Below are 25,131 nucleotides of genomic sequence, written 5' to 3' on the forward strand. Positions count from 1 at the left end.
AGGCGAGAAAACAATCACAGCTGTTACAAAGAGGGCGGAGAGGATAATACTGAGTCACCAACATGTGAACCTGGAATCAACCATAAGATGGAAAAATGGCAAGCATGCAGCCTGCCATTTCACTAGCGAGGGGGATCTTATTCTCCCCTTCGCGATCAGGTTATTCGATTCCCGAGGCGGAAGCCGGTTTGATACTCCCGCTCGCGAACGAGGGCGATTTGACCCTGATATCCTTCCAGCCCGATATCCCTGAGCAGGGCGGGCGACAGATTGACCTGCACGAGACGACGCTCGACCCGGGCAATCCTTCTCTGGACCAGGGATTCAACACTGCGCAGTAAAACCAGTTCGATAGACATGACATTCTCCAGTTGAACATGCGGTTCTCCCGGAGAAAGTGGATATCACCCTGCGGGACGAACCGCGGGTGATAAAAAGACAGGGGTTACCTGTTTACGCCACGCGGTAAAAGAGCACGAGATTTCACGCCGCACGCAGTGCCGCGAGAGAATGCAATATTGAGCATCAGATGTTGCATATTCGTCTCCTTACCGGGTAAAAGTTGAACAGGTTGCAGAAGTCTAAAAAATATCCGAATTTAAAACAAGCCTCTTGCGACTCCTTTTTAAACGTTTTTACGGCATTTTATGCTGCCCGAAGGGGAGCCTGGGGCATCAGATCCCCGAGAGCAGCCGGTACTCCTCCAGCACGTAGGTATCCGTCATGCCGCTGACATAATCGAGCAGCAGCCGCACCCGGTAATACCACTCCTGCTCGTTCTGGCAGGCAAAGCGCGGATCCGGGGTGGCGATCGCCAATCGATAGGCCTTGAGATGGCGGGCCGAGAGGCGGTGATAGAGGCGGCGCGCAAAGAAAAGCGTCTGACTCCCCTCCCCGGCCAGCAGGCGAGTAAACTGTGGCGCTGGCAGCGACAACAGGCAGGCATAACTGGTCAGCACCCCGCGCAGCGCCGCATACCCTTCCAGTTCGAGAGCCTCGACTTCGGGGCGCATAAAGACCAGCTCGCGGGCCACCTGCTTGAGGATATCGAGCACCCGCGCCGCCGGCTCCTGACCGTGCAGCAGCGCTTGCGGATAGGAGCCCTGCAAAATGGCCTGATGTTCGCTGACATAGCTCTGCGCCGCCAGCGCCACCAGATCCCGGGTCAGTTGCTGGCGAAAATGGGGAAAAAAGCCCCGACCACTGGCAAGCGCGTCATCCAGTAAGGTGCCCATGTAGTCACTCTGGTCAGCAGCTCGCAGCGCCGCCAGCAGTTCACCCTGAGTCAGGATCCGCCGATCTACCGCATCTTCCAGATCGGCGATGCAGTAGGAGATGTCATCGGCCGCCTCCATGATGTAAACCAGCGGATGACGGCAGCCCGGGGCCAATCCCAGGCTCTGGCCGAGGGCCCGGTAGAGCGGCTGCTCGCTAAAGAAGATGCCCCGCTTGCTGCTCCAGCCATGATGCTGACCATAGCTCACGCCGGGCTGGGGCTGCTGCGGGTATTTGCAGAGCGCCGCCAGTTGTCCGAGTGTCAGGTTGAGCTCGTGCAAGCTGTGCACCAGCCGCAGACTCTGGGCGTTGCCATCAAACAGTTGCAGATCCTGACGCAATTCAGCCCACTGGGCTGAAGGTGGCTGCGCCAGCGCCTGCTGATAGAGGGGATCGAGCATCTCGCCGAGCCACTGGCTCATCACCTGCTCGCCAAAGTGGCCAAACGGCGGGTTACCCACGTCATGGAGCAGGCAGGACATCTCCACCAGATTGATAAAGGCTCCCTCGCAGACCGTGCCTGCTGGCAAGGCAGCCAGAATGCGGCGGCTGATCTGGCGACCGGTCTCCTGCACCTCCAGCGAGTGGGTGAGGCGACTGCGCACCGAGGCCTTCACATCGAGCGGAAAGACCTGGGTCTTCTGCTGCAACCGGCGCACCGGCGCGGCCTGCACGATACGGGCGCGATCCTGCTCGGTCGCCTCCAGCAGCTCCTCATCCCCCCAGGGGTGGATGCGCGCGGGGGTAATCAAACGGCTATACATCTCGCAGCTCCTTGCCAGCAACTTCCATCAGACTCAAGACAACCTCCAGCATCAAGACAGCAACCAGCGCCGCAGACGGGCGATATCGCCGGGATATTCGCGGCGCAGCGTCTCAATCCAGTCCTCTACGTTCTCCCACCAGGCGGGGTGATCCGGGCTCTGGATCAGCTGAGCCGTCTGCTGCAAACGGCGCAGGCCAATGGAGCCTGCCGCCCCTTTTATCTTGTGCGCCTCTTCCACCACCCCAGCTTGATCCTTGGCAATCATGTTGGAGTCGAGCACTGCCATGTAGTCCGGCATCATCTTCTCGAACAGATCGACGCTGGAGAGCAGCACCGGCTTGCCCACGGTATCGGCGTAATCGGTGAGGAAGGGGATATCCAGCAGGGCATCCTGATTGCCCGCATCAGCCTGCTCGTCCGCTTCATCCTCGGCCAGATCGGCAAACAGGTGACCAATCACCTCCCGCACCGCTTTGGAGCCAAGCGGCTTGTTGATCACATCCTGCATGCCGTGATCCCGGTAGTACTGGCGATCGCCGGTGGAGTTGGCGGTGAGCGCCACCATGGGTGGCAGGCTGTCGCCATAACGCTCCAGCAGGGTTTTCGCCACATCGAAGCCGGTCATGTCCGGCAGCTGGATATCGAGCAAAATGAGGTCGAAATCATCCGGGTTGGCCATCGCCAACGCCTGGGTGCCGTCCCGTGCCACCTGCACCTGATGACCCAGCTTGCCCAGCAGGGCGCAGGCCACCGTCACGTTAAGCTCCACATCCTCCACCAGCAGGATATCGAGGGGGGGCATCTCCTCCTCCTGCTCTGGCAACACAGGCTCGGCGCAAGCTACCTCCAGCTCGGCGGTAAAGCAGGAACCTTCGCCCGGATCGCTGTCCACATAGAGCTGCCCGCCCATCGCCTGCACCAGCTGACGGGAGACCGCGAGGCCAATGCCGGTGCCGGTGGCGTGTTTCTTGCCCTGCACCTGATAGTACATGGCGAAGATCTTCTCCTGCTGGGCGCGAGGGATACCGATACCGGTATCCTCCACCTCGAAGTGCAGGGCCAGCTTGCCCGGCACGTCGGCGGGATGGGAGAGGCAACGCACGGTGACGCCCCCCTCATCGGTAAACTTGACCGCATTGCCCACCAGATTCCACAGCACCTGACGCAGGCGGGTACCGTCAGCCATCACAAATTGCGGCATGTCGCCATCCCGATCGAAATGGAGATAGAGCCCCTTCTGCTCCGCCTGAATGCGCGACAGGGTCTCCAGCTCGTCGAGGAAGGCAGGCAGGTCGATACGGGTCGGTGCAATTTCGAGACGACGGCGATCCAGTTTGTCCAAGTCGATGATGTCGTTGAAGATATTGCCAAGGGTCACCGCACTCAGGTGAATGGTCTTGAGCTGCTGATGCTGCTTGGGATCGAGGGGGGTATCCATCAGCATCCGGCTTAAGCCCACGATGCCGTTGAGCGGGGTGCGCAACTCGTGGCTGATGGTGGAGATAAAGGTGGTCTTGTCACGGCTCGCCTTCTCCAGCTTGTCCTGATACTGCTTGCGCTCGGTGATGTCACGGCCAAAGCCGAGCAGGCCGAGTCGCTTGCCGAAGCGGTCGAAGAAGGGCACCTTGCGCAGCTCGAAGTAGGCTTTACGGCCATCGGGATACTCCAGCCACTGCTCGTAGGTGAGCGGCTCGTTGCTGGCAAAAACCTGCTTGTCGGTCTCCACCACCTTGTTGGCGATCTCCTGCTTGTAGACATCGAACGGGGTCAGACCGATCAGCTCGGCCTCCACCTTGCCGGTCAGCTCCTCCATGGCGCGGTTGCAACCGGAGAACTGCTCATCCTCGTTGCGGTAGTAGACCAGATCGGGGGAGCAGTCGATAAAGGAGCGCAGCAGAGCGGTGCGCTCCCCCAGATGAAGCTGGGCTTTCTCTCGCTGGAACACCTCGTTCTCGAGATCCTCGATGGCCTGCAGACGCAGGCTCTCGGCCCGGTTGGTCTCGGCAATCTGGGCGTTGAGGCGGCTGATGTTCTCCTGCAGCTGGGTATTGAGCTCCAGATCCCGCTCGCGCATATCTTGCAGCTTGCGCACCATCCTGCTCAGTCGCTGACGGGAATCCTCCAACTGATCCACCACGATGGAGAGAAAATAGACCGCCCAGGGCGTCACCAGCAGGCCAAAGAAGACCGAGCGAACGAAGTCGATCACATCGATATTGCCGCGCAGGAACAGGGTCACCCCCATCTGGATGGCGACCGCCAGCACGATAATGCCCGCCGCCAGGAACATACTGAAGCGCACCAGTCCCAGCTTGGTCATCAGATCGACATAATATTGCGCCCAGGATTTAATCTGTTTCATCTTATTGTTTTCCCCCGATATTCGCGGTACAGAATACCAGCACAACCGAGTGAACTCTTCTTAATCTCGCACAATTAATTAACGATTCGTCGAATGAAATGAGTGGGTTAGGATAATTGGCAATATTGAGTCAGTTGCCATTAAGGTTTTTTCTTTATACTCACCGGCCGAAAAAATTCACCACCATTTAATTTAGGAGTTATCCGATGCGCAACACCACCTTGCTGGGCTTGGGCCTGCTGGTCGCAAATAGTGCTTATGCTGATTTGGGTGAAATTCCCAAGGAGTCTGGCTGGTCCGGTTTCCTGCTTGGCGGGGTCAGTGTCATCAATTACGAATCGAATTTTTATAGTGGTGATGATGAAAACCGCCGCCTGAGCGGACTGGGCAGTGCCGAGAGCAGATCCGCCGTTGCCCCGCTGCTCAACGCCGATATCCGCTACACCTTTGCCGATACACGCACCCAGGTCTTCCTCGGTAACCTGATCCAGGATGCCATCCGTTTCGACTTCACCCAGCAGCTCGGTATCCGTCAGGAAATGAGCGACAAGGGCATCGTAGCTGGCTCCGTGGTCTTTAATGCCATGCCGACCGAGCAATGGAGCGATCCCTTCGCGGTGGGTGTCGACCGTCAGTCGACCGATATCAAGTCAAAAGGGGTTCGCTTCGCCTGGGACAGCATCTGGGGTAGCAACTTCAATGGTAGCCTGACCACCCGCAACATCGAGGTGGATGAGGAGCGCAGCGGCAGCCAGTACGGCGCCGATACAGCAGCCAAACTGGATCGCAACGGCAAAATCCACGCCCTCGACCTCTCCTACAAATGGCAGCTGGCGCCCGGTCAGATGCTGGAGCCAGCCTTTATCTACCGTCAAGCCGATCTGGATGGCAGCGCCCAGAGCTACAAGAGCAATGGCCTCCAGTTGACCTACGGCATGCGCGCTTCCCAGTGGTCTTTCGTCAGCAACGCCTATCTGGGCCAGACCAAATATGATGAGGCCAACCCGATCTTTGGCCAAAACGCCGACTCCGACGAGTTTGCCCTGACCGGTACCTTCTTCTGGCACCGCCTGTTCGGTATTGCACCGCTCTCCGCAACCTTTACCGCTGGCTACGCCAAGTCCGATTCCGACATCAACTTCTACGATTCTGAATCGGTGATGTTCAACACCGGCCTGCTCTACAACTTCTAATAACGGTTGTACGCACCGATACAACAAGGCCACCCGAAGGTGGCCTTGTTGCTATCCGGCGTTTGCCTCAAATACCCAGGGAATCGAGCAGATCGTCGTGATCGTTGGCAACCGGGGCCGCAGCCTGAGCCGGCTTGGCGGCATCCTGCTTGGCCTGGGCGATCAGCGCATCAGGATCCAGCTCTTCATGCTCCATCCCCTCATTGTGGATGCGGATGAACTCTGTTTTGTCCATCGCCAGCTCCAGATAGAAGATGTTGTTGCGGGCGGTGAAGAAGGTGACGCGGCGGGACTCCGGGCTGTCGAGATTGGTATCGACGCTCAGCATCACCTGCTTGTTAAGGGCCAGCATCTTCGGCTGGTTCTGGGTGATGTGGGTCTGCAGATCCCGGCCCACCTTGACGGTAAAGCTGCCGACGATCTGGTTCATCAGCTCGCCCATCACGTTGCTCACCTCGTCAGAGGTGTGGGAGATGGCGAGATCCTCCTTGGAGAGCCCCATGCTCAGCATGTAGCTCTCGTACAGCTCCATGGCGGCGGCGGCGGAGAAGTTGATCACCACCAGACCGGAAAAACCGCCATCGAACAGCACGAAACAACCGATATCCGGCTTGAGGCAGGTCTTGCTGATCCGCTGCACCATGCCGGAAAACCGCACCTGACTCATGGTCGCGGCACTCAAAACGTCCGTCACCGAGTTGCACAGGCTGAGCAGCACATCCTCTGTGGTCAATACGGCATCGTCATCGGATCTTGTCACTATCATGGGACCTTCCTGAACATCGAAAATGGGCTTATCTATACCATAACTCTAACAGATGGCGCGGCCCGGAGACTGAAATAGCGACACGCCTCTCAGTTGACTCCGTTATCAGCAGCCACAGGGGTGAAACCGCTCAGCTTGGCGAGCCGGGCACGCCATATATCGGCCTGCTGGGCCAAAACTTGTGGCTCATAAGGCACGACCGGATGAGCGCCCCAGATGGGGCCTGGCCAGGCGCGATCCGTCGCAAAGCGGGCGACATGGTGAAGGTGGAGTTGCGGCACCAGATTGCCCAGCGCTCCGATGTTGATCTTGTCCGGGCTGAGGGCCTGCTCCATCAGGGCGGCGACGGCGCAGGACTCCTGCATCAGCTGTTGCTGCTGCTCCGGCGCCAGATGGTGAATTTCCCGCAGATTGGCTACTCGCGGTACCAGAATGAGCCAAGGATACTGGCTGTCTTTGGCCAGCAAGACACGGCAGAGGGGCAGATCCCCGAGCCACCGGGTATCTGCCTGCAGGCGTGAATGCAATTCAAACATGAAAACCTCGTTGAGTACGATGAACAGAGCGCCTGAAAAAAGGAGTGTCCACGTTACTGCAACGGGCGGAAAACTTAAAGCTGCGGCACGGCCCAACTGATAAAGCGCTTGCGCAGGGCCGGATCGGCCTGGAGGAACAGCTGCTGCAACTGCCCTTCCAGCTCGCTGGCTGCCACAACAGGTTGCGCCTCACCGGAGAGCGTAGCCGTTGGTTGTGTAGTCACAACGACGGCCGTCAGCGCTGCCTTGCCGCCGCTGCGGTTGTATTCAGCCAGTTTGCCGTTCCAATCCACCCCAAGCAGCATGCCGCTGGTCACCAGCACATCCTGCTGGATGGCAAGCGCGCGGCCATTCTCCTGCAGCGCTACCACAGGAGCCTTGGCGTAGGCCTGCATCCCCCGCTCGTCTCCCGGTACGCTGGCCGTCAGCTGCAAATGCTGATTACTGCCCTGATAGCGCACCACCTGCGGCTCGGAGCGTACCTGCCGATCATTCTCGCTGCTGCTGCGAGTGGGGATCACCCCCTCGAAGCGCACCAGCAGTTGCTGCTCGCCATCAGCCAGGGTGGCATGCTGCTCATCCAGCAAGGTGCCGTTGCTCACCGCGAGAATGCGGAAATTCTCCGGAACCTTCACGTCCACCATGGCCTGCACACTGCCAGCCCCCAAGACTGCACAGAGCAGCACAAAACCGGTCAACCTTCTATTAATCTTCATTCCCGCTGATCTTCCTGATGCTGATGATGGGCGCAGGGTAGCAGCCGAAGATGACAGAAAAATAACGTCGCTCAGAGCAGGTAGTGGGGTCGCTCGGCAAACCACTGGGCAAGCACCTGCTTGAACAGCCGGATCTTGCGTGGCACCCGCCGCTGCTGGGCATGCAGCACATGAAGCTGATGCAGCCCGCTCTGCCACTCATCTAGCACGGTCACCAGCTCCCCTGCCGTCAGCAGCGATTCCACCAGCATCAGCGGGCACTTGGCATAGCCCATACCGGCACGCGCCAATTGCAACACGGTACTGTAATGGTTGGTCCGCACCTTGCCCTGCACCAGAATGTGGGCCTCCTCCCCCTCACGGATAAAGTGCCACTGCTCCCAGGCCGGATTGTGCCCCTGCAACAGGCAGCTGCGCCCGCTCAGCTCATAGGGAGTGGCAGGATACCCCTCTCGCGCCACCAGCGCGGGGCTCGCCACCACCACATCCTTAAGCCGGCCAAGGGGGAGCGCGACCAGATTGTCCGGCACCTCGCTCATGGCGCGCAAGGCGATGTCGTTCTCCCCCTGACTCATGTCGACCATCTGGTTGGTGAAATTGAGTTCCACCTCCACTCCCGGGCAGAGCGCGGCAAAGCTGGTCAGCAGTTCGCTCACCATGCGATCGCCGGTGCTGACCGGGCAGGTAAAGCGCAGTCGTCCGCAATCCTCTTCGGTCAGCGCCTGAATATCCTGCTCCGCCTGCCGAGCCAGCGCGAAGATCTCCCCCGCCTGCTGGTAGAGGGTCTTGCCCGCCTCGGTCAGACTGAGGCGGCGGGTGGTGCGCTGCAACAGTTGTGCATTGAGGGAGGTCTCCAGCGCGCTGACATGGCGGCTCAGCATCCCCTTGCTGACCCCCAGCGTATCGGCCGCAGCCGAGAAACTGCCGCGCAGCACCACCTCGTAAAAGCTGGCCAGATGGGCGATATCCATCATTAGCTCCAATATGGAAACAATGGGTTTATTTTACGCGCTTTTTCGCATTTTCTGTTGCGCTAGAATCGACACATCCCAACCAGGAGTGATGCAGATGAAAATTGTGATTGTGGGTGCCTCCGGCACCGTCGGCTCCGCGGTCAGTGAACTGCTTGCCAAAGATCATCAGGTGATCCGGGTCGGCCACAGCCGTGGCGATGCCACGGTCGACATGCGCGATCCCGCCTCCATCAAGGCGCTGTTTGCCCAAGTAGGCCAGTTTGATGCGCTGGTGGTGGCCAGCGGCAGCGTGGCCTTCAACGGCCTGACCGAGATGACCGACGAGCAGTGGCAGGTGGGACTGGAGAGCAAGCTGATGGGCCAGATCAACCTGACCCGAGCCGCCATTCCCTATCTGACTGACAAGGGTTCCATCACTTTGATCAGCGGTATTCTGAGCGAGGAGCCGATCAACTGGGGGGTGAGCGCCAGCACAGTCAACGGCGCCATCGATCACTTTGTGAAAGCGGCCGCCTGCGAGCTGCCAAGGGGCCTGCGCATCAACGTGGTAAGCCCGACCGTGCTGGCGGAGTCGATGGACAAATACGCCAACTTCTTCCCGGGCTTCGTGCCGGTGCCCGCCGCCAAGGTAGCGCAGGCTTACAAGAAGTCGGTGCTGGGCATCCAGACCGGTCAGGTGTTCAGAGTGAACGGCTGATCGCCGCTCGCTTGCCGCCAGACCAGCAATAAAAATGGGCCCCATAGCGGGGCCCGTCTGTTTATTTGCTTCTATCTTTCGCCACCAGCAAACGTTTGTTTCTAGGCGACAAAAAAGAGAGCAACCCTTAGTCGATCAGACCGTACTGATCGCGCAGCACCTCGATGATCTCCTGCTTGGGATTGGCAGAACGCGCCAGCTTGTGGCCGATGATCTTCTCGGCGATCCCGACATAGGTGTTGGAGATATCCATCATCACTTCGGTCGGCAGCTTGTTGTCGCGGGCCAGGGCAAAACGTTCCGGCATGCGGTTCTTGTTGAGCAGGATGTCCGGATCCGGGAAGTGGTTGAGCAGCCACTGACGGAAACCCTCTTTGGACTTCTCGACAATCTGACCGTCGCGCAGGGCCGCGCCATCCCAGATACGGGAGCTGTCGGGGGTGCCCACTTCATCCATGTAGATCAGCTTCTCGTGGCCGGCGGCATCGTGGACGTAACCAAACTCGAACTTGGTATCGACGAAGATCTGATCCAGCGCGGCCAGCGCGTCGCTGATGACGTTGAAGCCCTCTTTGAGCAGCACTTCGTAACGGTCGATGTCAGCCGGTTTGCTGAAGTTGAAGCCCTTATAGTGGCGCTCGATATCGGCACGGGAAACGTTGACGTCATCAGCTTCCGGCACGCCATCCAGCCCTTTCAGCACACCCTTGGTGGACGGGGTGATAAGGATCTCCGGCAGTTTCTGATCCTTTTTGAGCCCTTCCGGCAGGGTGATGCCACAGAACTCGCGCTCGCCATCCTTGTAGGCACGCCACATGGAGCCGGTGATGTACTGGCGGGCAATCGCCTCGATCATCACCGGACGGGCTTTTTGCACGATCCAGACGAAGGGGTGCGGAATATCCAGAATGTGGCTGTCAGCCAGTCCCTTCTCCTTGAACAGCTTGAACCAGTGGCTGGAGATGGCATTGAGCGCCGCCCCTTTGCCCGGTACGCCGTTCAGGCCATCCACACCTTGCCAGATGCAATCGAAGGCCGAGATGCGATCGCTGATCACCATGAGGGCGAGGGGCGCATCGGCCGGCACATCATAGCCTTTCTCTTTTATGAGCCGGGCACTGTCTTCGGGGGTCAACCAGTAGACGCTGCGCACTTTGCCGGAATGGACAGGTTTATCGGTACGGATCGGCAAATCGTCATTCACCGCCAATACTTGATCTGCAAGACTCATGGCTAATAACACTTCCTGTTTGTGGGGGGTAAACATCGCGAGTCCCTCACCTGCGCGCTCTGTTTGCAACGGGCTGGCAAGGGGGCTCGCATCATCGAAAACCGCTCGGAATCCCCGCGTTTTCAGGGGGATTTTGATAACAAAACAGGGGCACAAGGCCCCTGTATTTATTCTGCTTTTGCTGCTGCCTGATCGGCCAGCCCCTTGGCAAACGCCTCGGACAGGCTGATATACATCTGGGAGATAACCCCGGACGATACCGGCTTCTTGTCCTTGTCGAACAGGGTGATGGAGGTCTTGCCTCCCGCCATTTCGCCAAGCTGGAAGCGGTATTTCTCCTCCTCCAGTTTGAACGGCTCGCTCCCTTTCGCCTTCCAGAACTCGGCACCCGGCTCTTCGTACTCGACGTCGATCCAGCCCAGTGACTGCTGGGTATCCTTGATGGTGAAACCGTAAGCGGGCAGTACCTGATTGAGGCGACGCCACACCTGATCAAAGGAGCCTTCGGCAATCCAGGCGCTCAGCTCGTTGTTGTCCAGACCCAGTTGCAGACCCATGCCATCGTTGGACTTGTGCTGCTCGCGGGCTTTCAGCTGGCTGTCGTAATAGAGAGAGAACTGGTTCAGCACTCGCGCAGCATAGCGCTGGGCATCGGCAGGGGTCAGCTTGTTACTGGTCTCGCCATCGATGGTCTCTTCGTGATCCAGCACCCGGACCGACATGTTGACGGCGTGGCGCTGGGCGTCGTTGCGTACGGTGAACTGGTAACGCTGACGGATTTTGAAGTCTTCGTCATCTTCACCCCAGCCATCGAGGGCGACCGTGTTGTCAAACCAGCCGGTCTGCAATACGCCATCCTGCTGATCCAGCTTCTCGGTGGTGACCTTGTATTTGGCCAGGAAGTTCATCAGGAACGACCAGGTATCGCGCTCCACGCTCTGGCTGGTGCTCAGGGCATAGAAGGCAACGGTCGGTTCGGTTGCGCTCTGCACCACCTGACTGCCCGGTACCACGGTCAGCAGCTGGGCTGGCGGGCGCACATCGACCTGGGCGCCGAGGGCACCTTCACGGCTGCTCTCGGGAAGCGGCGGAATATCGTACTGGCTGTTGAAGGTGGGGGCACTCAATCCTGCGGGGATCAAGAACGCGCGGCCCTCGAGGCGGGCATCTTCGTAACCGAAGTCGCGGTTGGCCATTTTGCGATCCTGGGGGGTGCTGCAACCGGCCAAGACGGCCACAGTCGCAACGCTCAGCACCAGACGGGCTCTATTTCCCTTTCCATTAGATTTAAACACTCGCCATCAACTCCGCTGTGGTCAGTGCTCGCGCCATCAGCTGTTCGCCCTCGGGGGTGAGGTCAACCAGCGGCAGGCGCAAGGTGGCTGTTGCAATCAACCCCAGTTGGGCACAGGCCCATTTCACCGGGGTGGGGCTCGGTTCGCAGAACAGAGTCTTGTGCAACGGCATCAAGAGATTGTTGATGTCATGCGCCTGCCCGGCATCACCGGCCAGCGCAGCACGACACATGTCGGCCATCTGGGCCGCTGCAATATTGGTGGTGACCGAAATCACGCCATCGCCACCTTGCAGCATAAAATCACAACCAGTGGCATCGTCGCCACTGTAGAGAGCAAACTCCGGCCCGCACAGCTCGCGCAGCAGCGGGGTGCGGCTCAAATCGCCAGTTGCCTCTTTCAAACCGATAATGCCGGGAACCTTGGCCAGACGGGCCACGGTCTCCGGTTTGAGATCGCAACAGGTGCGACCGGGCACATTATAAAGAATTTGGGGCAGACCACTAGCCTCGGCGATCGCACAATAGTGGCGATAGAGACCTTCCTGAGTGGGCTTGTTGTAGTAAGGAGTCACCGAGAGACCCGCCACCACCCCGGTTTTGGCCAAGCGTTTGCTCAGTTCGATGGCGTGAGCGGTATTGTTGGAGCCGCAACCGGCGATGACGGGAATACGTCCGGCGGCATACTCAACGGTCTTTTCAACGACGGCGATATGCTCCTGCTCGCTCAGGGTCACCGATTCCCCTGTGGTGCCCACCGCAACAATGGCGCTGGTCCCGGCGCTGACATGATAGTCGACCAGCTTGGCCAGACTGGCCCAATCGACTTCACCTGAAGCCAGCATGGGGGTAACGAGCGCAACAATACTACCGCGTAACATGGACTTTTCTCCCGATTTTCAGGGGCGTAATGGTAAAGCTGACCCCTTTGAAAAACAAGGGAGAGAGGGGGCAAGCCGTGATACCATCCGGAACAAAAAGTAATGGACGAAAGTCGGCAGCGTCCCTCAGGGAGTGGTCATCAGGGCCGGAGGATTGGCTTGCCAGCGCGGCTTTCGCAACGAAATAACGGACGAGAGAAGATTTATGACTCACTACCTGGTCGTAACGGCCATCGGCACGGACAGGCCTGGCATCGTCAATGAAGTGACCCGCCACGTCAGTGGTTGTGGTTGCAACATTGTGGACAGCCGCCTTGGCATCTTCGGCAATGAATTTACCTTTATCATGCTGCTCTCGGGCGACTGGAACAGCATGATGCAACTCGAAATCAGCCTGCCCCTGCGTAGTCAGGAGTGGGATCTCATCACCATGATGAAACGCACCGAGCGCCACCAGTCCCTGCAGTATGACGTCCGCGCCAGTGCCGATCTGTTGATCCGCGACGAGCCCGGCATCGTAAGCCAGTGCACCCAGTTCTTCAGCGAACATGGCTGGAACATTCAGGCGATGCAATCCATGACCCTGGAGCAGCAGCCGTTCAACCTGCTGAAGATCAGTTTTCAGCTCAATCTGGCCAGAGAGGGTGAAGTGGAAGGTTCGCAAACCGCCTTCGCCGAATTCTGTCGTCAACTGGGTGCCGAATCGTTCGAGTTTATCGTCAATCGCAAACACGCCTGAGGGCGTTTTACCCGAGGAGACCCCATGCAACCATTACAAGCTGGCAGCCCCGCCCCCGATTTCTCCCTGCCCGATCAGAATGGCAATCAGGTCAGCCTTGCTGGCCTGCGCGGCAAAAAAGTACTGGTCTACTTCTATCCCAAGGCGATGACCCCCGGCTGCACCACCCAGGCCTGCAGCCTGCGCGATGTGAACGCCGAGTTGGCCGCCCTCAATGTGGTGGTGCTTGGCATCAGCCCGGATCCGGCCAAACGGCTGAAAAAGTTCGAAGAGCGGGACCTGCTCAACTTCACCCTGCTGGCCGATGAAGACCACGCCGTCGCCGATGCCTTTGGCGTCTGGGGCCCAAAGAAGTTCATGGGCAAGGAGTATGACGGCATTCACCGCCAGAGCTTCCTGATCGACGAAGAGGGCAAGATTGCCCACCACTTCGACAAGTTCAAAACCAGCGATCACCATCAGGTGGTACTGGATTTCCTCAAGGGATAATCCTCCCCTGCGTCATTAAAAGGCCTGCTATGCAGGCCTTTTTTGTCTGGTCAGCCGCCCCTTGCCAGCGGATTTTTCTCACCAACTCCCCCGCCCAGATCAAAAAATTCATTTTATATATGGGTTAACGTGACCCCAGAATCATCTTCCAGCGAGATATCCCATGAACATGAGCAACACTGAGCGTTTGATCCTGAGCAACCAGTACGAAATTCTGGCGAAACTCAACCCGGAGAAGGCGGACATCTACCAGCGCGCCAGCACCATCATCGAGCGCGGCTACTGCCTGCAGATCCTCGAGCTGGAGAAGAGCTTCGGCCATCTGGATCTGGCGACCTGCCAGGAGGTCATCGACACCCTGGAGCTGCACCACGCACTGGCCATCTCATGGGGCAATCTGGATGCCGCCGATCAGGGCGAGATCAATGCCAGCCGTCTGGAGTTCAACGGCTACAGCCGCAGCCAGGAGCGTGAGCTGGCCGACTACGTCTGCTTCCTGCTGGAGGTGGACAAGCGCTTCCCCGAGCTAAAATGCCCGTGCGATGAGCTATCCAGCGACATCGCCATGCGCGACAAATACCAGCGGATGCTAACTGTATGGCGTCAGTGCCCTCGTCAGTACAAGCTCTCCATCCAGGAGATCCGCAAGATACTGGCGGCCTGATCCACACACCGACCGCAACAAAAAAGGCGCCACTGGCGCCTTTTTGCATCTGATACGGGTTATTCGTAGAGAAAGGATTTATCGAGCTGCTGGAAGGCGGCCTTGAGGGTATCGGCCAGCTCTTCATAGCGCGGCTGGGAAACCAGCTGACGACGGCCACCCTGCTCGTTCATCTTGCCGTTGATCTCCCGATACCAGCTCGCCAGCGACGGCGGCAAGCGGGTGTCGGCACGCTGGCCGAGCCAGTAGTAACCCTGCAACGGCAAACTGAGCAGAAACAGCACGGAAGTGATGACGGAAGGCCAGTAGTGCAGCTCGCCAAACTGGAACTGCAGCATCACGCTCAACACCGCCAGCGCGGGGATCACCTTGAGGGCGAACTCGGTCGCCTTGATCACCCGATTTTCAGGAAACATCGAATTGAGCTCGGGACGGCGCGGCCAAAGCGTCATATAATGGCGGCCTTGCTGTAACTTAGTTCCAAAAATGTTCATGCTCATACTACCTCCGAGCGCTTTTTGAACGTACCAACGGCAAAACCTCGACAAAATTTGATGCAAAGTAACAAAGGTTGAGGATGACTTTGTTATTTTTCAACAATCGGGTTATCCTTTGTACGCCCATTTTTGCGTCAAAAGCTTCTTGCTATTGACCTGTCAGGGACGTCTGGATTTCGGGTCTTGTATCACTATACAAGGGGCAAGCAACAGATTGCCAACCCTCATAAGGATAAGTTGAAAGTTTTTGGCCGCACCGCGTCCAACGCATCCGCCTACACAACCCAATCTGCGATAGGATTTATTCATGAGTAAGCTGGTTCTTGTTCTTAACTGTGGCAGCTCTTCCCTGAAGTTTGCCGTCATTGACGCAACCACCGGTGATGACCTGCTGTCCGGCCTGGCCGAGTGCTTCAACCTCGACGACGCCCGCATCAAGTGGAAACTGAATGGCGAGAAAGGCAGTGCCGATCTGGGCGCGGGTGCCGCTCACCAGGAAGCGCTGGACTTCATCGTCAACAAGATCCTGCCGCTCAATCCGGAGCTGTCCAAGAACCTGATCGCCATCGGTCACCGTGTTGTTCACGGTGGCGAGCGCTTCACCTCTTCCGTTGTCATCTGCGAAGACGTGATCGCCGGCATCGAAGCTGCTGTTCCGTACGCACCGCTGCACAACCCGGCTCACCTGATCGGTATCCGTGAAGCTCGCCGCGTATTCCCGGCGCTGGCAGACAAGAACGTGGCCGTATTCGATACCGCGTTCCACCAGACCATGCCGGAAGAAGCCTTCCTGTACGCTCTGCCGTACAAGCTCTACAAAGAGAACGGCATCCGTCGCTACGGCGCTCACGGCACCAGCCACTACTACATCAGCCTGGAGGCTGCCAAGCAGCTGAACAAGCCGGTTGAAGAACTGAACATCATCAACTGCCACCTGGGCAACGGCGGTTCCGTCTGCGCCATCAAGAACGGCAAATCTGTTGATACCTCCATGGGTCTGACCCCGCTGGAAGGCCTGGTGATGGGTACCCGCTCCGGTGATCTGGACCCGGCCATCATCTTCTTCCTGCACGACAAGCTGGGCATGAGCGTGGCTGATATCAACACCATGCTGACCAAAGAGTCCGGCCTGCAGGGTCTGACCGAAGTCACCTCCGACTGCCGTTTTGTTGAAGACAACTACGACAGCAAAGAAGAAGCCAAGCGTGCTATGGACGTTTACTGCTATCGCCTGGCCAAGTACATCGGCGCCTACGCTGCCGCCATGGACGGTCGTCTGGACGCCGTTGTTTTCACCGGTGGTATCGGTGAAAACTCCGCCCCGATCCGTGAAATCACCCTGAACAAGCTGGGTCTGCTGGGCTTTGACGTCGATCACGACGCCAACCTGAAGGCTCGTTTCGGCAAGGGTGGCGAGATCACCAAGGCTGGTTCTACCAAGGCTCTGGTAATCCCGACCAACGAAGAGTGGGTTATCGCCCACGACGCGCTGGAACTGGTCGGCGCTTAATTGACGCAGTAACTCGAGGCCGCCCACCAGGGCGGCCTTTTCCTGATCCCAAAAAATGAACAAGGGGTATAAAGTGGCACGCACTATTATGCTTATCCCGGTCGGCACTGGTGTCGGCGTAACTTCCGTGAGTCTGGGCGTTGTTCGCGCCATGGAACGTCACGGTGTCAATGTCAGCTTCTTCAAACCGGTTGCCCAGCCGCGTCCGGGTGAAACCGGTGCCGAGCGCTCAACCGCCGTTATCCGCGCTGCTGCCAACATCAACCCGCCCGAGCCGTTCACCCTCTCCTACGCCGAGAACATGATCAGCTCCAGCAACACCGACATCCTGCTGGAAGAGATCGTTGCCCGCTTCGAAGAGCACGTGAAATCCAGTGGTGCCGAAGTGCTGGTTGTCGAAGGTATGGTGCCGACCGACAAGCAGCCCTTTGCCAACAAGCTGAACTACGACGTCGCCAAGGCGCTGGACGCTGACATGGTATTCGTGACCCATCCGGGCCATGACTCCAGCCAGAAGCTGAAAGAACGCATCGAACTGGCCTGCTCCAACTTCGGTGGTGTCAACAACCCCCGTATCGTTGGCTGCGTGATCAACAAGGTTGGCGCGCCGGTTGACGAGCATGGCGTAACCCGCCCTGACCTGACCGAGATGTTCGAAGCCCATCACCACGCTTCTGACGCAGCTCACAACCTGGAAGTGCTGCAAGTATTCGGCAAGAGCCCGCTGCGCATCCTGGGTTGCATCCCCTGGAACACCCAGCTGATCGCCCCGCGCGCCAAGGATCTTGCCAAGCATCTGGCTGCCAAGATCCTGCACAAGGGTGAGCTGGACAGCCGTCGCCTGCAGACCGTGACCTTCTGCGCCCGCTCCATCCACAACATGGTTGAGCACTTCCGTCCGGGTAGCCTGCTGGTCACCTCCGGCGATCGCTCTGACGTCATCGTCTCCGCCTGCCTCTCCGCCATGAACGGCGTCAAGCTGGGCGCCCTGCTGCTGACCGGTAACTATCATCCGGAGCCGCAGGTAATGGCGCTGTGCCAACAGGCCATGGCCACCGGCCTGCCGATCATGATGACCGGCACCAACACCTGGCAGACCGCCGTCAGCCTGCAGAACTTCAACGTCGATATTCCGGAAGATGACCGCGAGCGTATCGAGCTGGTGCAGGACTATGTGGCTGGCCACATCGACAAGCACTGGATCGAGTCGCTGACAGTCAGCTCTACCCGTTCCCGTCGTCTGAGCCCGCCGGCATTCCGTTATCAGCTGACCGAGCTGGCCCGTCAGGCCAACAAGCGTGTCGTGCTGCCGGAAGGCGACGAGCCGCGCACCATCAAGGCTGCCGCCATCTGTGCCGAGCGTGGCATTGCCCGTCCGGTACTGCTGGGTAATCCGGAAGAGATCCGTCGCGTTGCCGAACAGCAGGGTGTGGTACTGACCGATCGCGTCGAAATCATCGATCCGGCCGTTGTGCGCGAGCGCTATGTGCCGCGTCTGGTCGAGCTGCGCAAGAACAAGGGCATGACCGAAGTGGTTGCCCGCGAGCAGCTGGAAGACAACGTGGTACTGGGTACCATGATGCTGGAGCGCAATGAAGTTGACGGCCTGGTATCCGGCGCGGTGCACACCACTGCCAACACCATCCGTCCGCCGATGCAGATCATCAAGACCGCTCCGGGCTCTTCCCTGATCTCCTCCATCTTCTTCATGCTGCTGCCTGACCAGGTTCTGGTCTACGGTGACTGCGCGATCAACCCGGATCCGACTGCCGAGCAGCTGGCCGAGATCGCCATCCAGTCCGCCGACTCTGCTGCCGCTTTCGGCATCGAGCCGCGCGTCGCCATGATCTCCTACTCTACCGGTACCTCTGGCGCCGGTGCCGATGTAGAGAAAGTGCGTGAAGCGACCGAGCTGGCCAAGGCCAAGCGCCCCGACCTCATCATCGACGGCCCGCTGCAGTACGACGCGGCCATCATGGAGAACGTGGCCAAGTCCAAGGCACCGAACTCACCGGTTGCAGGTAAAGCCACCGTGTTCGTCTTCCCTGACCTGAACACGGGTAACACCACTTACAAAGCGGTGCAGCGTTCCGCTGACCTGGTCTCCATCGGCCCGATGCTGCAAGGCATGCGCAAGCCGGTCAACGACCTCTCCCGCGGCGCCCTGGTTGACGACATCGTCTACACCATCGCCCTGACCGGTATCCAGGCTGCCCAGGCTGACGAACAAGCCTAATCAGCTTTAGTCTGAAAAAACCGATCACAAAGGCTGCTCACCCCAGGTGAGCAGCCTTTTCTATTGGTTCTCTTTTGAAGACCAGTGAAACATGCCATCAGCGCAGTGTTGCACAGAACAATGCCATGTGATGTGCCAGAAATGTCTCGGGCGTAGCGCCGCGGGAAAGCGTGCCCGCCACCTTAAAGATGTATCTAAAATAGATTCAAGATCATACGGTTGGATTTATGAGGGCATTCATAGTGAAGCGCTTATAGCAAATATTTCGCCATCGGCATGAGGATTTGACCTGTTAGAAATAACAGTGAAAAAGACCCGTTCGATACGCTATTCATCAATGTGCCACTCGGCAATATCCACATCATGGAGGAATGGAAATGCTGATGAAGAAGCTCTCTGCAGTCATGCTGCTGACCTGCTTGCCACTGTTCAGCCAACCCGCGTTGGCCGCAGATAAGGCAGCGCCCAAGCAAACAACCACAACCGCGGTTGCCAAGGAGTCCGGCAAGCTGAATATCAATACCGCCACCCTTGCCGAACTCACCAGCCTGAAAGGGATTGGTGACAAGAAGGCACAAGCCATCGTCGACTATCGGGAAAAACAGGGAAAGTTCACCTCGGTCGATCAGCTGGCGGATGTCAATGGCATTGGCCCGGCCACGCTGGAAGCCAACAGGGACATGATAATAGTCAAATAAAGTCGAATGGATCAGTTGCAAATGGGGCAGCCTGTGGCTGCCCCATTTTTCTTGGGGTATGATTGCCGCACTTTAATCCCGCTGGATAGTTTTCCATGAAAAAGACTCCTCTTGTTGTTCGTAAGGCCGTGCTCCCGGTAGCCGGTCTGGGTACCCGTATGCTGCCAGCCACCAAGGCCATCCCGAAAGAGATGTTGCCGGTGGTCGACAAACCGCTGATCCAGTACGTAGTGCGCGAAGCCATCGCCGCCGGTATCAAAGAGATCGTGCTGGTCACCCACTCGAGCAAGAACTCCATCGAAAACCACTTCGACAAGAGTTTCGAACTGGAAGCGACCCTCGAGAAGCGGGTCAAGCGTCAACTGCTGGAAGAGGTGCAACAGATCTGCCCGAAAGACGTCACCATCATGCACGTCCGTCAGGGTGAGGCCAAAGGTCTGGGCCACGCTGTGTTGTGCGCCCGCCCGCTGATCGGTGACAACCCCTTCGCCGTGCTGCTGCCGGATGTACTGATTGATGAAGTGGCCAGCGACCCGAAAAAAGACAACCTGGCCGAGATGGTACACATGTTCGAAGAGAACCAGATCAGCCAGATCATGGTGGAAGCGGTTCCCGAGAGCGAAGTGGACAAGTACGGCATCGCCGACATCAAGGGCGAGGCCCTGAGCGAGGGGATGTCCCTGCCGATGCAGGCCATTGTCGAGAAGCCGCCCCGTGACGAAGCCCCCTCCAATCTGGCGGTGGTGGGTCGTTACGTCCTCTCCTCCAATATCTGGCCGCTGCTGGAGAAAACCCCGGCCGGTGCCGGTGACGAGATCCAGCTGACGGACGCCATCGCCATGCTGATGGAGCAGGAACAAGTCAACGCCTACTTCATGAAGGGCAAGAGCCACGATTGCGGTAGCAAGCTCGGTTATATGAAAGCCAATGTGGAATATGGTGTTCGCCATCACGAGCTGAATGGTGAATTCATCGGCTGGCTGAAGCAGTTCGTCAAGCAGTTGTAATCGCTGATAAATCTGTTTTTTATAGACGTATTTAAGGGGCATCGAATGATGCTCCCTTTTCATTTTTGCAACAAAAAATCAATCAAGAGTAAATAAACTCTCAGCAAATCATAATGTTGTAATTTATTCACACATGCTCTATAAGGATTGAGGCGTGTTTCTCGCCCTTGCATAAAAAACTCAAAAAAATATAAGACACAGGTGGAAGTTCCAATGAATAACCCGTCAAAAGGGACCTTTTTAGGTCACCCTAAAGGGCTTTTTTTGCTCTTTAGTACCGAACTGTGGGAGAGATTCTCCTATTACGGCATGCGTGCCGTGCTGGTGCTCTATTTGACCGACCTGACTGCCAACGGCGGTCTGGGCTGGAGTCAGGCAGATGCCCTCAAACTCTACGGTATCTATACCGGTCTGGTTTATATCACTCCGCTGATCGGCGGCTGGCTGGCTGACACCTTCCTGGGTCAACGTCGCGCCATCCTGATCGGTGCCGTGCTGATGGCCGCAGGTCAGTTCACTCTGGCACTGCCCCACGCCATGTTCCCGGATATGGTCAACACAATGTTCTACGCGGGCCTCGCGCTGCTGATCGTGGGTAACGGCCTGTTCAAACCGAACATCTCCACCATGGTGGGTGACCTCTATGAAGAGGGCGATCACCGCCGTGATGGTGCTTTCACCATCTTCTACATGGGTATCAACCTGGGTTCCCTGCTGGCAGGCGTGATCTGTGGTGCTGCCGCTACGGCCTACGGCTGGCAAGCTGCCTTCGTCGGCGCCGGTATCGGTATGCTGCTCTCTCTGGTGATCCAGGCCACCATGGCCCAGCGTTTCCTGGGAGACATCGGTCGTGTCACTGCCGCCCAGCGCGCAGCCGCCCTGCGTACTACCGAGCAGAAAGCACCGCTGACCAAGCAGGAAGTGGATCGCATCAAGGTTATTCTGGTTCTGGGTCTGTTCACCATCATCTTCTGGGCCGGTTTCGAACAGGCCGGTGGTCTGATGAACCTCTACACCCAGGAGTATACCGACCGCATGATCGGCAGCTTCGAAGTACCGACCGCCTGGTTCCAGTCCCTGAACCCCTTCTTCATCATCACTCTGGCACCGGTCGTTGCGGCCATCTGGATCAAGCTCGGCAAGAAAGAGCCGAATTCTCCGGTGAAATTCGCCATGGGTCTGCTGTTCCTGGCTATCGGCTTCCTGTTCATGGTTGGTGCCGTGCTGCAGCAGGGTGGTGACAACACCGTCAAGACCTCCATGTTCTGGCTGGTAGGTGCTTACCTGTTCCACACCCTGGGCGAGCTCTGCCTCTCCCCGATCGGCCTCTCCATGGTGACCAAGCTAGCTCCGCTGCGTCTGGCTTCCCTGATGATGGGTGCCTGGTTTGGCTTCGTTGCCCTGGCCAACTACGCTGCGGGCTTTATCGGCTCCTTCGTGGGTGAAGCCGGCCCGATCGCCATCTTCGGTGGCATCGCCCTGGCTGCAGTACTGAGCGCCCTGATCCTGCTGACCATGGCCAACCGCCTGGTCTACTGGATGCACGGTGCCGAAGGCCCGGCCAAAGAGCCGCAAGCTCAAGAGAAGAAACTGCACTCCGCCACCGTCTAAACGGTCAGGATTGTAAACAACAAACAGGGCGCCCATCGGCGCCCTGTTTGTTTTAGCCTGTTTATCAGGCGGCATCAGTGATGACGAACCTGCACATCCAGCGAGCCGCCGCTGTCGCTGCGAAACTGCAGGGCGAACGGTTCATGCCAGCTGCGTTTGTGCAGGGCGTAGTGGCTGCTGCGCATCAGACCAAGGGGTAGGCCGCCCGAGCGCATCAGCCAGTGGGGAGAGGTGAGCCCGGCGTTGGCAAACACCAACCCATCATGCTGATCAAACAGTAGCGCCGCCATGGCAAAAGAGTGGCGAAGCCCGGACGCCATCAACTGATGGTTGAGGTAGTCGAGCAACCGGTGCGGCTGGCTCAGCAACCGGCTCTCGTTCTGCTGAAACTGGCGGTAGGGGACGTTCATCAAGGAGCGCACCAGCGCACCACAAAATGCCGCATCCGTCCCCATGATCGGCAGTTCCATCACCAGCACCAGCAGCTTGTCTTCCACCTTGAAGGTATCGGGAATAAACAACTGCCCCAGCCCCTTGAACGTGACCTGCCAGGGGCCCCACTCCTGCAAGCCCGGCGGCTTGAGCCCTGCCAGCAGGCGGCTAGCCGCCTTGTCGTGGGCACTGAAATAGTCGATGTGATCCATCAGCTCCAGTTGCTGCGCCCGGTTGGCGCTGCCATTGAGACACTGTTCGATACTGCGCTCGACCAGCGCATAATCCTCGAGGGGTTTGAGCAGATAGTCCCGCGCACCGGCACGCAAGGCGCTGGCGACTGCCTCCATGGTGCTCTGGGCCGAAATGACGATAACCGGAATATGGGGATAGCGCGCAGAGAGGCAGGCGATCACCTCGTGGCCATCCATATTGGGCATATTGAGATCGCAGAGCACCACATCGGGATGGTAGAGAGCAGCGGCCGATAGCCCCTCAATACCATCTTCGGCCTGAAATACCGTTGCCCCGTCCCGTGCGAGGTAACTTACTAACGAGTGGCGAAAAACGGCCTCGTCCTCCACCACCAGGATCCGTAGCCCGGCTTTTGACATCTTGATAAAGCTCTTATTAGTCAATTGGTTATTTAGGTATTAAGACTAGCTCAAAAGTGCGGTCAGCGCGGAAACCCTGCGTCAAAAGTAGACCTCGATCATACGAAGGCATCAAGAGAACCTCATCTGTCCACGCAGCTCTATTCACTCGGGTGGCCCCGTGACTGCGACCGCCATCCGAATTGTGCAAGTGGGCGCCATAAGGGATAATGCCCCCCACTCCAGCTCGTGAAGAAGACCATGACCCCAGCCGAATACAGCGCCCTTGCCCACCCCAGATTGTCCCATCCGGCTCGCAGTCTCTATACCCTGCAGCTGCGCCGACTGGTGCTGGAAAATCAGGCGGCAAGGCTCAACTATCCCGAGCTGGGTCGGGCGCTGGCAGTGGTCGATCCGGGTGATCCCTGCGGCTTTTCGTTTCAGGTCAATGCCCGCCAGCTCACCGAGCTGTTCGATGAACTGATGGAGGCGGGCCTGCTGCAAGTCGATGCTCAGCCCGAGAGTGAGCACTACCATCAGTGCCCGTTCCAATTGCCATTGCTGACCCAGAAGTTGCGCAGCCCGCTGCCGGAGCGCCCCTTCCAGATGCATCTGCAATGGCGACCGGACGAGGAGCTGCCCGCCCTCGCCCGCCTGTGCGGGGTGATCGATGCCAGTTACAGCGAAGAGGATCTGGGGGAGTTTATCGCCTACTGGCTCGGGCGCCCCGAGGTGTTCGACTCCCAGCATCAATGGATGCTCAAGTTCATTCGTGCCCTCAAGACCCGCCGCTATACCCGTCGCAAACCGATGGAGGTGCAGGGCTACCAGCAGGTGACGCCGGCCCCGGCAGAGTCGGGCCCCAGCAAACGGGCCCAACAGATGATTGAAGAGGCCAAGCGACTGGCCCAACAGCAGACGCAAGAACCCGCAGCGCAGCAGGAGCCGGATAATGATTGATAGCGGCCCCCGCCTGCAGGCAGAATCAACCCCTTGTCTACCCATCCCTGATCGAGCAGAAGGAGCATTCCATGACTGACCCGCAAGATCCCCTGCGCCAGGAGCTGGAAGAGATCGAAGCCAAGCGCCAGAAGATCGCCAAGGCCAAGCAGGATCACCGTATTCACGACCCGGAATTGAGCCGCCATGTGGGTGGCCTTCTGGAGCGCATTCGTCGCCTGCAACAAGAGACCGGTGGCGGCCAGTATGACTACGAGACCCTGCGCAAGGAGTACGACGCCAAGGCCAACGCCGAGGTGCGCGAGCTGCAGAAGGCGGCCCGTCAGGAGCGGATCCAGAAGCTGATCGCCCAGGCCGACCTCAACCCTGACTGGGTATTTGACAAGATGGATGCCGGTGACCCGGCGCTGCAATATCCCATCGAGACCGCCCGTTACTTTATCAGCGGTTTCGAGCACTGGGAGAAGAGCGGTGGCGGCTGCATGCTGATCTACGGCGACTACGGCACCGGCAAGTCGACCCTGGCGGGGGCGGTTGCGCATGAGCTGATCGCCCGTCACCAGAAATCGGTGATCTTCCAGCAGTGGGCCTCCATCGTCGATCGGCTGTTCTTCAACGTAATCCCCGATCAGGACGAGCGCAACCAGTACCGCCGCGCGCTGGAAGAAGTGGATCTGCTGATCATCGATGAGGTATCGGCCAACCGCGCCAAAATGGCGGAGAGTCAGTCAAGCTTCCTCGGCCACCTGCTGCGCCGTCGTCGCAACCTGTCAAAGAGCGTCATCATCATCACCAACCACACGCCCCAGACCCTGCATCAGGCGATCGGTGATTTCAGCTATGAGGCGATCAAGGCGTTCAATCCGGTGGATATCCACCTGAGTGGCCCAAGCCGTCGCCCCAGCATCGGCAACTACAACGGCTGATGCCTCTCAAAGAGTGCGAGTCGCTGGCGGCTCGCACTCTCTCCTCCCTGCCAGCTCACAAATAGAAACAACTCTCAT

Annotated in this window: 24 protein-coding genes; 12 read left to right on the top strand and 12 right to left on the bottom strand. The window is 58.3% G+C overall.

What is annotated here, in order from left to right; all coding sequences use genetic code 11:
• Positions 1-155: 155 nt before the first annotated feature.
• From WBR25_RS17265 to arcB, 3 genes are all read right to left on the bottom strand, one after another.
• The gene (locus WBR25_RS17265) at positions 156-359 is read right to left on the bottom strand and encodes a hypothetical protein (RefSeq protein WP_005349248.1); all 204 of its coding nucleotides are present in this window, start codon (positions 357-359) and stop codon (positions 156-158) included.
• A gap of 315 nt (positions 360-674) precedes the next feature.
• Positions 675-2,039 carry a dGTPase gene (dgt, locus tag WBR25_RS17270; protein ID WP_479748728.1) on the bottom strand — a complete coding sequence of 455 codons (1,365 nt, stop codon included), beginning with the start codon at positions 2,037-2,039 and terminating at the stop codon, positions 675-677.
• 51 nt (positions 2,040-2,090) lie between these two features.
• Positions 2,091-4,403 carry an aerobic respiration two-component sensor histidine kinase ArcB gene (gene arcB, locus WBR25_RS17275; RefSeq protein ID WP_213387409.1) on the bottom strand — a complete coding sequence of 771 codons (2,313 nt, stop codon included), beginning with the start codon at positions 4,401-4,403 and terminating at the stop codon, positions 2,091-2,093.
• 206 nt (positions 4,404-4,609) lie between these two features.
• Between arcB and WBR25_RS17280 the strand changes: the two genes are divergently transcribed.
• The gene (locus WBR25_RS17280; protein ID WP_479748729.1) at positions 4,610-5,596 is read left to right on the top strand and encodes a DUF2860 family protein; all 987 of its coding nucleotides are present in this window, start codon (positions 4,610-4,612) and stop codon (positions 5,594-5,596) included.
• Between the two features lie 67 nt (positions 5,597-5,663).
• On the opposite strand, the gene WBR25_RS17285 is transcribed toward WBR25_RS17280, so the two are convergent.
• From WBR25_RS17285 to WBR25_RS17300, 4 genes are all read right to left on the bottom strand, one after another.
• Complete coding sequence (locus WBR25_RS17285; RefSeq protein ID WP_005339098.1) at positions 5,664-6,362, bottom strand: DUF3334 family protein; 699 nt, start codon at positions 6,360-6,362, stop codon at positions 5,664-5,666.
• Positions 6,363-6,451: 89 nt separating this feature from the next.
• Entirely contained in the window at positions 6,452-6,898 is a 447-nt protein-coding gene (locus WBR25_RS17290; RefSeq protein ID WP_005358267.1) for an HIT domain-containing protein, read from the bottom strand.
• Between the two features lie 74 nt (positions 6,899-6,972).
• Complete coding sequence (locus WBR25_RS17295) at positions 6,973-7,614, bottom strand: DUF2057 domain-containing protein (protein ID WP_479748730.1); 642 nt, start codon at positions 7,612-7,614, stop codon at positions 6,973-6,975.
• A 71-nt stretch (positions 7,615-7,685) separates the two neighbouring features.
• Positions 7,686-8,585 carry a LysR family transcriptional regulator gene (locus WBR25_RS17300; protein ID WP_479749916.1) on the bottom strand — a complete coding sequence of 300 codons (900 nt, stop codon included), beginning with the start codon at positions 8,583-8,585 and terminating at the stop codon, positions 7,686-7,688.
• A 97-nt stretch (positions 8,586-8,682) separates the two neighbouring features.
• Between WBR25_RS17300 and WBR25_RS17305 the strand changes: the two genes are divergently transcribed.
• Positions 8,683-9,285 carry a short chain dehydrogenase gene (locus WBR25_RS17305; protein WP_374808442.1) on the top strand — a complete coding sequence of 201 codons (603 nt, stop codon included), beginning with the start codon at positions 8,683-8,685 and terminating at the stop codon, positions 9,283-9,285.
• Positions 9,286-9,412: 127 nt separating this feature from the next.
• On the opposite strand, the gene WBR25_RS17310 is transcribed toward WBR25_RS17305, so the two are convergent.
• The 3 genes from WBR25_RS17310 to dapA form a co-directional block, all read right to left on the bottom strand.
• The gene (locus WBR25_RS17310; protein ID WP_421337125.1) at positions 9,413-10,516 is read right to left on the bottom strand and encodes a phosphoribosylaminoimidazolesuccinocarboxamide synthase; all 1,104 of its coding nucleotides are present in this window, start codon (positions 10,514-10,516) and stop codon (positions 9,413-9,415) included.
• Between the two features lie 167 nt (positions 10,517-10,683).
• On the bottom strand, positions 10,684-11,811 hold the full coding sequence (bamC, locus tag WBR25_RS17315; protein ID WP_005349235.1) for an outer membrane protein assembly factor BamC: 1,128 nt from the start codon (positions 11,809-11,811) through the stop codon (positions 10,684-10,686).
• Entirely contained in the window at positions 11,804-12,691 is an 888-nt protein-coding gene (gene dapA, locus WBR25_RS17320; RefSeq protein ID WP_042080540.1) for a 4-hydroxy-tetrahydrodipicolinate synthase, read from the bottom strand. The genes bamC and dapA overlap by 8 nt, the downstream gene beginning before the upstream one ends.
• A 205-nt stretch (positions 12,692-12,896) precedes the next feature.
• Here dapA and WBR25_RS17325 point away from each other — a divergent pair, with 205 nt between their 5' ends.
• From WBR25_RS17325 to WBR25_RS17335, 3 genes are all read left to right on the top strand, one after another.
• Positions 12,897-13,430, top strand: coding sequence for a glycine cleavage system transcriptional repressor (locus tag WBR25_RS17325; RefSeq protein ID WP_005349229.1), 534 nt, complete (start codon positions 12,897-12,899; stop codon positions 13,428-13,430).
• Positions 13,431-13,454: 24 nt separating this feature from the next.
• Positions 13,455-13,919 (top strand): thioredoxin-dependent thiol peroxidase, encoded by a 465-nt coding sequence (bcp, locus tag WBR25_RS17330; RefSeq protein ID WP_335818140.1) that lies wholly within the window; start codon positions 13,455-13,457, stop codon positions 13,917-13,919.
• Positions 13,920-14,082: 163 nt separating this feature from the next.
• Complete coding sequence (locus tag WBR25_RS17335) at positions 14,083-14,583, top strand: YfbU family protein (RefSeq protein ID WP_252656834.1); 501 nt, start codon at positions 14,083-14,085, stop codon at positions 14,581-14,583.
• 59 nt (positions 14,584-14,642) lie between these two features.
• Here the strand turns inward: WBR25_RS17335 and yfbV are convergent, their stop codons facing one another.
• Positions 14,643-15,083 carry a terminus macrodomain insulation protein YfbV gene (gene yfbV, locus WBR25_RS17340; RefSeq protein ID WP_005339116.1) on the bottom strand — a complete coding sequence of 147 codons (441 nt, stop codon included), beginning with the start codon at positions 15,081-15,083 and terminating at the stop codon, positions 14,643-14,645.
• 304 nt (positions 15,084-15,387) lie between these two features.
• On the opposite strand from yfbV, the gene WBR25_RS17345 reads away from it, so the two are divergent.
• The 5 genes from WBR25_RS17345 (at position 15,388) to WBR25_RS17365 (ending at position 22,142) form a co-directional block, all read left to right on the top strand.
• On the top strand, positions 15,388-16,590 hold the full coding sequence (locus WBR25_RS17345; protein WP_005349210.1) for an acetate kinase: 1,203 nt from the start codon (positions 15,388-15,390) through the stop codon (positions 16,588-16,590).
• 55 nt (positions 16,591-16,645) lie between these two features.
• Positions 16,646-18,826, top strand: coding sequence for a phosphate acetyltransferase (gene pta, locus WBR25_RS17350; RefSeq protein ID WP_005339119.1), 2,181 nt, complete (start codon positions 16,646-16,648; stop codon positions 18,824-18,826).
• 377 nt (positions 18,827-19,203) lie between these two features.
• On the top strand, positions 19,204-19,524 hold the full coding sequence (locus WBR25_RS17355; protein ID WP_199415538.1) for a ComEA family DNA-binding protein: 321 nt from the start codon (positions 19,204-19,206) through the stop codon (positions 19,522-19,524).
• Between the two features lie 95 nt (positions 19,525-19,619).
• A complete protein-coding gene (galU, locus tag WBR25_RS17360) occupies positions 19,620-20,531 on the top strand; it encodes a UTP--glucose-1-phosphate uridylyltransferase GalU (protein WP_111900684.1) in 912 nt (303 codons plus the stop codon).
• Between the two features lie 213 nt (positions 20,532-20,744).
• Positions 20,745-22,142 (top strand): peptide MFS transporter, encoded by a 1,398-nt coding sequence (locus WBR25_RS17365; RefSeq protein WP_047436211.1) that lies wholly within the window; start codon positions 20,745-20,747, stop codon positions 22,140-22,142.
• Positions 22,143-22,216: 74 nt separating this feature from the next.
• On the opposite strand, the gene WBR25_RS17370 is transcribed toward WBR25_RS17365, so the two are convergent.
• The gene (locus WBR25_RS17370; protein ID WP_005358239.1) at positions 22,217-23,188 is read right to left on the bottom strand and encodes a response regulator; all 972 of its coding nucleotides are present in this window, start codon (positions 23,186-23,188) and stop codon (positions 22,217-22,219) included.
• Positions 23,189-23,428: 240 nt separating this feature from the next.
• Between WBR25_RS17370 and WBR25_RS17375 the strand changes: the two genes are divergently transcribed.
• Positions 23,429-24,127: a DnaT-like ssDNA-binding domain-containing protein gene (locus WBR25_RS17375; RefSeq protein WP_479748733.1), complete on the top strand. Its 699-nt coding sequence runs from the start codon at positions 23,429-23,431 to the stop codon at positions 24,125-24,127.
• Positions 24,128-24,198: 71 nt separating this feature from the next.
• Positions 24,199-25,053: a DnaA ATPase domain-containing protein gene (locus WBR25_RS17380; protein ID WP_005341142.1), complete on the top strand. Its 855-nt coding sequence runs from the start codon at positions 24,199-24,201 to the stop codon at positions 25,051-25,053.
• The last annotated feature ends 78 nt before the right edge of the window (positions 25,054-25,131 follow it).

The organism is Aeromonas sp. MTB (assembly GCF_056632455.1).

Excerpts from the sequence above, each read along its gene's own strand:
- WBR25_RS17280 (WP_479748729.1), top strand. The coding sequence starts at position 4,610 with ATGCGCAACACCACCTTGCTGGGCTTGGGCCTGCTGGTCGCAAATAGT.
- WBR25_RS17265 (WP_005349248.1), bottom strand. The coding sequence starts at position 359 with ATGTCTATCGAACTGGTTTTACTGCGCAGTGTTGAATCCCTGGTCCAG.
- WBR25_RS17370 (WP_005358239.1), bottom strand. The coding sequence starts at position 23,188 with ATGTCAAAAGCCGGGCTACGGATCCTGGTGGTGGAGGACGAGGCCGTT.
- WBR25_RS17355 (WP_199415538.1), top strand. The coding sequence starts at position 19,204 with ATGCTGATGAAGAAGCTCTCTGCAGTCATGCTGCTGACCTGCTTGCCA.
- WBR25_RS17300 (WP_479749916.1), bottom strand. The coding sequence starts at position 8,585 with ATGGATATCGCCCATCTGGCCAGCTTTTACGAGGTGGTGCTGCGCGGC.
- yfbV (WP_005339116.1), bottom strand. The coding sequence starts at position 15,083 with ATGAGCATGAACATTTTTGGAACTAAGTTACAGCAAGGCCGCCATTAT.
- WBR25_RS17375 (WP_479748733.1), top strand. The coding sequence starts at position 23,429 with ATGACCCCAGCCGAATACAGCGCCCTTGCCCACCCCAGATTGTCCCAT.
- dapA (WP_042080540.1), bottom strand. The coding sequence starts at position 12,691 with ATGTTACGCGGTAGTATTGTTGCGCTCGTTACCCCCATGCTGGCTTCA.
- dgt (WP_479748728.1), bottom strand. The coding sequence starts at position 2,039 with ATGTATAGCCGTTTGATTACCCCCGCGCGCATCCACCCCTGGGGGGAT.
- arcB (WP_213387409.1), bottom strand. The coding sequence starts at position 4,403 with ATGAAACAGATTAAATCCTGGGCGCAATATTATGTCGATCTGATGACC.
- WBR25_RS17290 (WP_005358267.1), bottom strand. The coding sequence starts at position 6,898 with ATGTTTGAATTGCATTCACGCCTGCAGGCAGATACCCGGTGGCTCGGG.
- WBR25_RS17295 (WP_479748730.1), bottom strand. The coding sequence starts at position 7,614 with ATGAAGATTAATAGAAGGTTGACCGGTTTTGTGCTGCTCTGTGCAGTC.
- WBR25_RS17365 (WP_047436211.1), top strand. The coding sequence starts at position 20,745 with ATGAATAACCCGTCAAAAGGGACCTTTTTAGGTCACCCTAAAGGGCTT.
- WBR25_RS17310 (WP_421337125.1), bottom strand. The coding sequence starts at position 10,516 with ATGAGTCTTGCAGATCAAGTATTGGCGGTGAATGACGATTTGCCGATC.
- WBR25_RS17345 (WP_005349210.1), top strand. The coding sequence starts at position 15,388 with ATGAGTAAGCTGGTTCTTGTTCTTAACTGTGGCAGCTCTTCCCTGAAG.
- WBR25_RS17305 (WP_374808442.1), top strand. The coding sequence starts at position 8,683 with ATGAAAATTGTGATTGTGGGTGCCTCCGGCACCGTCGGCTCCGCGGTC.
- pta (WP_005339119.1), top strand. The coding sequence starts at position 16,646 with ATGAACAAGGGGTATAAAGTGGCACGCACTATTATGCTTATCCCGGTC.
- WBR25_RS17380 (WP_005341142.1), top strand. The coding sequence starts at position 24,199 with ATGACTGACCCGCAAGATCCCCTGCGCCAGGAGCTGGAAGAGATCGAA.
- bcp (WP_335818140.1), top strand. The coding sequence starts at position 13,455 with ATGCAACCATTACAAGCTGGCAGCCCCGCCCCCGATTTCTCCCTGCCC.
- WBR25_RS17335 (WP_252656834.1), top strand. The coding sequence starts at position 14,083 with ATGAACATGAGCAACACTGAGCGTTTGATCCTGAGCAACCAGTACGAA.
- WBR25_RS17325 (WP_005349229.1), top strand. The coding sequence starts at position 12,897 with ATGACTCACTACCTGGTCGTAACGGCCATCGGCACGGACAGGCCTGGC.
- WBR25_RS17285 (WP_005339098.1), bottom strand. The coding sequence starts at position 6,362 with ATGATAGTGACAAGATCCGATGACGATGCCGTATTGACCACAGAGGAT.
- galU (WP_111900684.1), top strand. The coding sequence starts at position 19,620 with ATGAAAAAGACTCCTCTTGTTGTTCGTAAGGCCGTGCTCCCGGTAGCC.